Here is a 1,344-nt window from a genome sequence, read left to right as displayed (position 1 = left end):
CCCCTTTCGTCTGGTGGTCAGGTGCGGGTGACGATCAGCTTCAGGCCTTCGTTCTGGTCGTTGGTCCAGGAGACCGAGTAGCCGGGCCAGTCGCCCTGCAACCGGCCGTCGGCCTCGACCGTGCCGTACATCCGGTCGGCCAGCGCGCCGGGCACCTGCAAAGTGTCGAAAACGCAGGTCATGGCGCTTGCGGAGAGGCCGTCCGGGGACTTGTCCCCGACGCCTTTGACGGTCAGCTTGCGGTTGCTGTCAGAGAGCTTCATACCGTTCTTGGCGGGGTCGCACTTCTGCACCGCGACGAGGAGCGGATCCTGCTCCGCGGCCGCTACGGGCTGCGGTCCGTTGTCGGCGTTCCCGTCGTCGAGGAGCTTGGGCACCAGCACGATGCCGGCCACGACGACGAGGACGGCGAAGATCACCCAAGGGATCGGGCTGCGCTTCCGGACGTGCGGTACCGGTGCTGGTGGGAGCTGGCGGGGTTGCGTCATGTGGGTTCCTTCGCGCCAGGGGAGGGGGCGGACGCGCGGACGAAAGTGTGCGCTACGACACGCGACAAGACAACGATCACACTGCGAACTGACTAATCGGACGAGTCGACTGTAGAAAGAAGTCTTACCAGACCCCTCATGATCAGTCACGCAGAGTTATATTTACCACTGTCAGAGACCAGGGGTTGACGCAGCGCAATGTCAGCGCTCCCGGCCGTCAGCGGACCCGGTAGTGGTAGCGGTGGGAATGGGCGAAACCTACCCGGGAGTACAGTTCACGGGCGGCGACGGTGCCCTCTTCGACTTGGAGATACAGCGAGTGGCAGTCCTGGGCGGCCGCCCAGCGGGCTCCGGCGCCGAGGACGGTCAGCGCGAGGCCGCGACGCCGGTACTCCTGGCGGGTCGCCATGCAGAACACTCCGGCCCGGTCGCCGTCGGCCACGAACATCCCGATCGCGGCATCCCGGCCGTCCAGCCGGATGAGCACAAAGGCGGCCGGCGACGGGACCCGCGCGAGGACTCGCTCAGCGACTGGTGAGGTGTCCTCGGGCCCGTTGAGCGCCTGATAAGCAGCCAGCCACTCGGCATTTGCTGCCGGGTGGATCACCACGTCCACGGATGGCCGTGCTGCGCTTGGCGCGCTCGCGGCCACGGCGGGAGCCGCCCACGCATCGCTAGTCGCGCTTTCGGCCGCCCCGGGAGCAGCCAACGCGGCACTTGCCGCACTATCGGCCGCCGCCGGACCCGCCAACGTGGCACCTGCCGCACTATCGGCCGCCGCCGGACCCGCCAAGGCGGCACCTGCCGCACCGCCGGACCCGCTAACGAGGCGCTTGGCGCGCTGTCGGCCGCCGCG

Annotated in this window: 2 protein-coding genes; both read right to left on the bottom strand. The window is 68.4% G+C overall.

Features of this window, described 5'->3' with window-relative positions:
- Positions 1-17 precede the first annotated feature (17 nt).
- Positions 18-488 (bottom strand): hypothetical protein, encoded by a 471-nt coding sequence (locus tag AB0C29_RS48770; protein ID WP_360835233.1) that lies wholly within the window; start codon positions 486-488, stop codon positions 18-20.
- Between the two features lie 217 nt (positions 489-705).
- Positions 706-1,104 (bottom strand): GNAT family N-acetyltransferase, encoded by a 399-nt coding sequence (locus AB0C29_RS48765; protein WP_360835231.1) that lies wholly within the window; start codon positions 1,102-1,104, stop codon positions 706-708.
- Between the last annotated feature and the right edge of the window lie 240 nt (positions 1,105-1,344).

Source organism: Actinoplanes sp. NPDC048791, assembly GCF_040650095.1.
Lineage (GTDB): Bacteria > Actinomycetota > Actinomycetes > Mycobacteriales > Micromonosporaceae > Actinoplanes.
This window is presented reverse-complemented; position numbering and strand designations above follow the sequence as displayed.